Origin of the sequence: Vibrio caribbeanicus ATCC BAA-2122 (assembly GCF_000165125.1) — a bacterium.
Classification (GTDB): Bacteria; Pseudomonadota; Gammaproteobacteria; order Enterobacterales; family Vibrionaceae; genus Vibrio; species Vibrio caribbeanicus.
In genome coordinates, this window is the sequence record NZ_AEIU01000024.1 from 1 (window position 1) to 507 (window position 507).

Genomic DNA, 507 nt, shown 5'->3' on the forward strand with positions numbered 1-507 from the left:
ACACTACTCGTGTGGTTGGTTAAAGGCAGTGGCGCCCCCTAAACATCGACGACATATCTTCTACGTTGGAGGTATCCCAGTCACCGATGGGTTGGTTAAAGGCTTCGGCTCCTAAAAACATCTCCCTCATATCCCATACCCCGGAGGTACTCCAGTCACCGATGGGTTGGTTAAAGCTGGTGGCGCCTTTAAACATCCACTTCATATTTTCAACCTTTGAGGTATCCCAGTTACCGATGGGTTGGTTAAAGCTGGTAGCACCTTCAAACATGGCGGCCATTCCTTGGTACCACCTATCAGTGTTGGAACCGACGTTGGAGGTATCCCAGTCACTGATATCGGCATTAAAGTACTCCCTTCCCTTAAAGAGGCCATTCATATTAGTTACATGAGAAGTACAAAAACGGATTTGGCCTTGTTCCAGTTTATCGAGCTGGGCTTGGTCTTTAATGCTTTCATTGTCAACAACCAGATAGGTGTAACCTTGATGGTTGAAGGTGGTGCCGA

General features: G+C 47.3%; 1 protein-coding gene. It reads right to left on the reverse strand.

Annotated elements, in window-relative coordinates; all coding sequences use genetic code 11:
- Nucleotides 1–19 precede the first annotated feature (19 nt).
- Nucleotides 20–507 (reverse strand): BspA family leucine-rich repeat surface protein (locus RH40_RS02870; RefSeq protein ID WP_009599810.1); only part of this gene is annotated, 488 nt, incomplete at its 5' end.